At 65.7% G+C, this 6,115-nt stretch carries 6 protein-coding genes and 1 pseudogene; 4 read left to right on the forward strand and 3 right to left on the reverse strand.

Features of this window, described 5'->3' with window-relative positions; translation table 11 throughout:
• From ACT6Y9_RS07890 to ttdB, 4 genes and pseudogenes are all read left to right on the forward strand, one after another.
• Positions 1-862 (forward strand): annotated as a pseudogene (locus ACT6Y9_RS07890) (inorganic phosphate transporter); the annotation flags it as partial.
• A 385-nt stretch (positions 863-1,247) separates the two neighbouring features.
• Positions 1,248-1,502, forward strand: a complete 255-nt coding sequence (locus ACT6Y9_RS07895; RefSeq protein ID WP_295477038.1) for a hypothetical protein — start codon at positions 1,248-1,250, stop codon at positions 1,500-1,502.
• Between the two features lie 314 nt (positions 1,503-1,816).
• Positions 1,817-2,716 (forward strand): L(+)-tartrate dehydratase subunit alpha, encoded by a 900-nt coding sequence (ttdA, locus tag ACT6Y9_RS07900; protein WP_295477036.1) that lies wholly within the window; start codon positions 1,817-1,819, stop codon positions 2,714-2,716.
• The gene (gene ttdB, locus ACT6Y9_RS07905; protein ID WP_443744132.1) at positions 2,713-3,333 is read left to right on the forward strand and encodes a L(+)-tartrate dehydratase subunit beta; all 621 of its coding nucleotides are present in this window, start codon (positions 2,713-2,715) and stop codon (positions 3,331-3,333) included. The genes ttdA and ttdB overlap by 4 nt, the downstream gene beginning before the upstream one ends.
• A 236-nt stretch (positions 3,334-3,569) precedes the next feature.
• Here the strand turns inward: ttdB and ACT6Y9_RS07910 are convergent, their stop codons facing one another.
• The 3 genes from ACT6Y9_RS07910 to ACT6Y9_RS07920 form a co-directional block, all read right to left on the reverse strand.
• Positions 3,570-4,502 (reverse strand): LysR family transcriptional regulator, encoded by a 933-nt coding sequence (locus tag ACT6Y9_RS07910; RefSeq protein ID WP_443744133.1) that lies wholly within the window; start codon positions 4,500-4,502, stop codon positions 3,570-3,572.
• A 271-nt stretch (positions 4,503-4,773) separates the two neighbouring features.
• Complete coding sequence (locus ACT6Y9_RS07915; RefSeq protein WP_443744134.1) at positions 4,774-5,505, reverse strand: hypothetical protein; 732 nt, start codon at positions 5,503-5,505, stop codon at positions 4,774-4,776.
• A gap of 146 nt (positions 5,506-5,651) precedes the next feature.
• Positions 5,652-5,942: a hypothetical protein gene (locus tag ACT6Y9_RS07920; protein WP_443744135.1), complete on the reverse strand. Its 291-nt coding sequence runs from the start codon at positions 5,940-5,942 to the stop codon at positions 5,652-5,654.
• Between the last annotated feature and the right edge of the window lie 173 nt (positions 5,943-6,115).

A 6,115-nucleotide genomic window follows, 5' to 3' on the forward strand; every position in this document is an offset into this window, starting at 1 on the left:
TGAGACCGCGGTCTACCGCATCTCGGGCGTCCTCACGGTGATCTCGGGCTGGTTCTTCACCGCGATCTGCGCGAGCACCCTGGCGGGCCTCGTCGCCTGCCTCATCTTCTGGGGCGGCGAAGTGATGGCGGTGATTCTCGGTGCGGGCGCCGTGACGCTCCTCGTGCGCTCGAACCTCAAGGCCCGCGGCGAAGCGGCCTCGCTTGCCGAACGGGCCAAGCAACGCTACGACGCGCCGACGATCCACGCGATCATCGACGAAAAAACGCCGGAGAACTTCACCGAGTCGCTGCGCATCACCCGCGCGGTTCTCGAGGGCCTCCTCGCCGACCGCGAACGCGCCCTGCGGCACGCCAAGGCCGACGCCTCGGCCTTCTTCGACGAACTCTCCGCGCAGCGAAGCGTCTACTACCGCATGGCGCTCGCCGACAAGAACCCGAAGAAGGCGGATTTCGACGCCCGCTACTACTATTTCCGCGCGTTCACGAACATGCGCGAAGTGGCGCGCTCCCTGCAGAGCCTCGCGAAGCTCGCGGTCGACCACGTCGCCAACCGCCACCGCATCTTCGACGACCGGCTCGCCGGGGAGCTCAAGGAGCTCCTCGCGATGATCGACGGCGTGAGGGCCGCGGGCGGCTCCTCGCCCGACCTGCAGAAGCTCCATGCGGGCGCGCAGCAGGTACTCGCCGAAATCGACCGCCTGCAGAGCGACCTTCTGCGCGCGATTCCGTCGGAGAACCTCTCGATCCGCGGCTCCGAGCTCTACCTCACGTTCCTGCTCTTCGCGCGTGAACTCATCAACCACTACGAGATCACCGCGATGATCCAGAAGCGCGTCGACGAACTCGCGAACCAGCAGTAGTTCTCCCGAAGCGGCCGCGGGCGAGGTCCTCCCGATCTTCGAGCTCCGGGAGCGATTCGCCGCCCGAGAGCCGCGCGCGTCCGACTGGACCTACGAGGACGCGCGGAGCGAACGCCTCGAATACTGGCTCAAACCCAAGCCCGGAGCGCAGCCTCCCAGATCCGACATCCGCTTCGGGGAAACCCCGAGCGGCTTCGCTTCTCAACGGGCTGCGTGCGGGCGACCCGACGGCCGTAAACGACGTTCATCCAAAAGGGCGCGGCCGCGGGGCTCATCTACTTCAAGCGCCGGGAGACTCCGGATCCGGAAGCGGCCGAAGCGCTTCCAGAAGAAGCTCCTCGCGGACCTCAAGGCGCTCCTCTCCGAAGCGCCGAATGAGGCCGTGGTGACGGGCGAAACCTTCTCCGAGCGCCGCTCCTATCTCGAAGCCGTGCTCTGGGACGCCCACGCCGTCTTCACCCGCCTCGACGCGTATGCGAAGACGCTCGGAGACGACGCACCGGTCCTCGCCTTCCGCTCCTTCCACCCGAAGGCCGGCACCCTCTTCTTCCGCTCGCCTCAGACCACTGCCGACGAAGCACCGGACGGCGTCCCCGTCGATGCTCCCCAGACGCCTTCCCCCGCGGAAAGTCACACGTGAGAACGCCTGACGGCGCCCGCTCATCGGCATATTCCCTGCGCCCGCCGGGACCTTCCGCGGGCGGCGCGCCTCCGGCGGTCGACCTCCACGGCGCCGGCTTCCCCTCATCAATATAGCTGTATGACTATATCTTTAATAGACTATTAAGTATTTGACTTATAGATCTCCTTCTCCTAGACTACGTCCATCAGCTGAGGGAGGCGCCGCCCGCGGGACTTCCACCCCACCCCACCCCGCCCCGCCGGCAGAGAGCCCCGGCACGAAGCCTCGGCCGACCACCTTTCCAAAGACCCCCACATCAGGAGAAAGACCTCATGCAGAAGGAAGCGCTCCGCAGCGAGTTCACCGATCTGATGGCGAAGTTCACGGCGTACTTCGGCAAGCACCTGCCCGACGACGTGATGCAGAGCCTCACGGAGCTTCGCTCTGAACAGACGAGCGACATCGCCAACACCATCTACGACGCCATGTTCCGCGACATGGCCCTCGCGAAGAAGAACAACGTTCCGCTCTGCCAGGACACGGGCGTCATCCAGTACTTCGTCAAAGTGGGCGCGAACTTCCCGCTGCTCGGCGAAATGGAGGAGTGCCTGCGCGAAGCGACGATCCGCGCGACCAAGGAGGCCCCGCTGCGCCACAACGCCGTGCAGATCTTCGACGAGAAGAACACGGGCAACAACACGGGCGTGCGTATTCCCTGGATCGACTGGCAGATCGTGCCGGACTCCGACGAAGCCGAGATCTACGGCTACATGGCGGGCGGCGGCTGCTCGCTCCCGGGCGCCGCGAAGGTCCTCATGCCGCTCGAAGGCTATGAAGGCGTCGTGAAGTTCGTCTTCGACATCATGACCGAGCGCGGCATCAACGCCTGCCCGCCGCTCCTCCTCGGCATCGGCATCGCGGGCTCCTGCGAAGTCGCGGCCACGCTCTCCAAGCGCGCCCTGATGCGCCCCGTCGGGTCGCACAACTCCAACCCCACCGGCGCCGAGTTCGAGCGCCTGATCTGCGACGGGTTGAATGAGCTCAACCTCGGGCCGGGCGGCCTCACGGGCAAGAAGACCGTGATGGGCGTCAACGTCGAACAGGCCGCGCGCCATCCCTCCTGCATCGCCGTGGGCGTCTCCACGGGCTGCTGGGCGCACCGCCGCGCCTGCATCCGCGTCCGTCCGGACATGACCTACGAATTTGTTTCCCACAAGGGAGTCACGCTGTGAGCACCAAGAAGATTTTGACGACCCCGATCAAGGACGAAGACCTCGAAGACATCAAGATCGGCGACATCCTCTACCTGACGGGCTACCTCATCACCGCGCGCGACCAGGCCCACCACCGCCTCGTCAAGCTTGGCCGCAAGCTCCCCGTGGATCTGCACGGCAAGGCCATCTTCCACGCCGGTCCGATCATGGTCCCGACGAAGGACTCCAAGAGCGGCTGGAAGGTCGTCTCCATCGGCCCGACCACCTCGATGCGCATGGAGAAGTTTGAGAAGGAGTTCCTCGCCGAAACGGGCGTGAAACTCATCGTCGGCAAGGGCGGCATGGGCCCGAACACCACCGCGGGCTGCAAGGAGTCGAAGGCCATCCACTGCGTCTTCCCGGGCGGCTGCGCCGTCGTGGCGGCCGAATGCGTCGAGGAGGTAGAGGACGTGCAGTGGCCCGAACTCGGCATGCCGGAATCCATGTGGGTGATGCGCGTGAAGGAGTTCGGTCCCCTCATCTGCTCGATCGACGCCCACGGCAACAACCTCTTTGAAAAGAACAAGGCGGTCTTCAACGAACGCAAGGACCCGATCGTCGAGCGCATCAGCGCCCTCGTGGACTATCAGAAATAACGTTCCTCCTTCTCTCCACCCGGCGTCCCGCCCCAATGAGGGCGCGGCGCCGGGGATCTCCACCTCAGGAGATCTTCTCCCCGTTCCTCATCGAACCGACGGCCCTTGACCAGCCGCCGGTTCTTTTTTTCTGAGACCGCGCCGGCCGGACGACGGCCGTATCCGCCTGGTCGAAGGCTGTGAAGGCGGCCTGCGCAAAGCGCCGCCGCCTCGTCCGTGAGGGCGCCCGGGCGCTCTCACCCGCGCTGGAACTTCGCTCCAGCCACGTCGAGCATCACCTGAATCAAGGCGCGCGCGGCCTTCGAGAGATAGCGGTCTCCGCGGTAGGCCGCGGCCACGACGCGCGGCGGCACCTCCGGGCTGATGGAGAAGCACCGCAAGGGCGCGGTGGTCGCCGACCGGCGCGCGAGGGTCTCGGTGGTGAGCGTGACGCCCAAACCCACGCTCGCGAGCGCGAGGGCGGCGATCATGGACTCGCTCTGCAGGACCACGCGCGGTGCGGCGCCCGTGCGGTCGCAGAGGTCGTGGAAGAGCCGGTTCATCTTCTGGCCCTTCTTGATCATCAGGAAGGGCTCGCGGTCGAGCTCCGTGAAGTCGAGCGCAGGATATTCCGCACTCGCCGTTTCGGGCATGCGCCGCGCGATTGGGTGGTTCGCGTTCATTGCGATCAGGAGCCGCTCGGTGTAGAGCTCCGTCACCTCAAGGGCCGACGGATGGTAGAGCGGCATGATCACAAGCGAGAAGTCCGTCGCCCCGGACATCGCGAGCTCCTCGAGCTCCTTCGTGCGGCCTTCGGCGACCGAGATCTCGATGTTCGGGTAGAGGCTGCGGAAGACCGGCAGCACTTCGGTGAGAAAAAACGTCTCGCGGTAGTCCGACGCCCCGATCGTCACGTGCCCGCGCACGCCCGCCTTGATGTCGTCCATCTGCTTGGCGCAGGTTTCGCGCAACTGATCGACCTGCCGTTCCGTCCTCAGAAACAATTCGCCCGCCGGCGTGAGGCGCAGGGGCTTCACGGCGCGGTCCACGAGCTCGGTACCCGCCTCCGTCTCGAGCCGCAGCAGGAACTGCGAGAGCGAGGGCTGCGAGATGTCGAGGAACTGCGCGGCCTTGGAGAAGCTTCCTTCGGAGAGAAGCGCGCAGAGATAACGGCAGGTGTTGCTGGACATGAAAGGGATTCCGGGAAGTGGAGCCGATTTGAAGCGTATCCGTGAATTATCCCGCACGCGGCGCCGGGGCGGGCGCCGTCCTCCCGGGCTTCACGCCCGTCTCCCGCGGGAATAACGCCAAGCCGCCTGCCGCGTCGAAGCCGAGGCCTGATGCAAGCTTCACAAACCCATATCGGACGCCAGATCCGGACGGCCGATGTGTGGGGAGGAGCTCCGCCCGGGAGCCCTCCTTCCGGGCGAAGAACGACAAAGTTCAGAGGCGGCGGACGCCTCAGTCGCGCCGCCCGAATGGAACGCCGTAGGCCTGTTGGCAGAGCTTGCGGTACTTGCTCGTGCGGGCGTATCCCTCCCACTCCTCGAGAAGCCCGCGCGTGACGCGCTCGTTCTCGTAGTCGGGCCAGATGCGGCGCAGCAGCCGCACCACGGCGGCGCGTCCTTCTTCGGAGAGCGGCTCCTGGAAGTGGCAGAGTCCCACCCAGATCCAGAGCGTGCGACGGATGAATTCAGGCGACGCGGGCGCGTCCATCCAGGGCTTTTCGGGCGCCGTCCAGTTTTCGTTGCGGTCGGGTTCGTCAAACCCGTAGAGCAGGTCTTCGAGATGCTCCACGTATGCGGCTTCGGCGCGGCGGCGGGCCTCATCCTCGCGGTCCCAGTCGTCGAAACGCTCCGGGAGCGGCTCCATCCAGCAGTCGAGGAACTCGCTGCTCCCTCCGTCCTCGAGGCGCCCGATCGAGCGCCACTTGGCGAGGTAGTGTCTGTACCCATATTCGCGTCCGGCGCGGGTGCCGGGTTGATGGTCAAGCGCCCGGTCAAAGAGCGCGACCAACTGCCGACCCTTGCGGTCGGGGGCTTCTTCGAGCCGCCGTGCGGCCTTGTCGCGGAGAAGCTTCACGACGCAGGCGGGACAAAACCAGAGCGCGACGCCTGCGAGATGCGCGCCCTTCGAGCGTATGTGCTCTATGACTTCATTGAAGCCCGTGCGGGCCGATGCAGTGTTCCTCATGACTGGAGCCTCCCTCCAGAAAAACATTCACGAGATTCCTGTTTTTATTTTGCTCCGCTTTGCAGCCTCTTGCACGAATCGGTCGGCATTTGATTTCGTCTCAGAATGCATGCCGGCACCCGGGAAAACGCCAATCTTATTGATTCTCACGACCCTTGCGCAGCCTTGCGGGCCTTCTTCTTCTCGCGGCGCTCCTTTCTCGCGCGGCGCCGCTCCGACGCGCTCGAGACGCCGTCCACCTTCTCCCACGTCTTCGCCGGCGCCTTTCGGGAAGCGGCCTTCGCTTCGGAACGCCCGGATTCCGGGGATTCCGGAGGCGTGGCGAGGCTCGCGACGGGGGCATCGGCCCGGGCGGCACCCGCGAGCAGCGCGAGCGCCCCCGCGGCCGTGAGGAGGAGCGCCCGGCGGCGCGTGGGGTGGTGGGCGGAACAGATCATGGCGGGAGTCCTCTCAAAAGGCGTTTCCGGGCGCCCGTGGGAAATGCGAAGCGCAACCGTACTCAGTCCCAATCATCGCACGGCGGCTGCGGCAGGCCCGCCTTCTGGCGGGCGGAAGGAGAAGAGTGGAAGAGGCAAAAAAACGAATCCCGCCGTCCGCTTCCGGGAGCGGC

The organism is Sutterella sp., assembly GCF_052272535.1.
In the GTDB taxonomy this organism is placed as follows: Bacteria; Pseudomonadota; Gammaproteobacteria; order Burkholderiales; family Burkholderiaceae_F; genus Sutterella.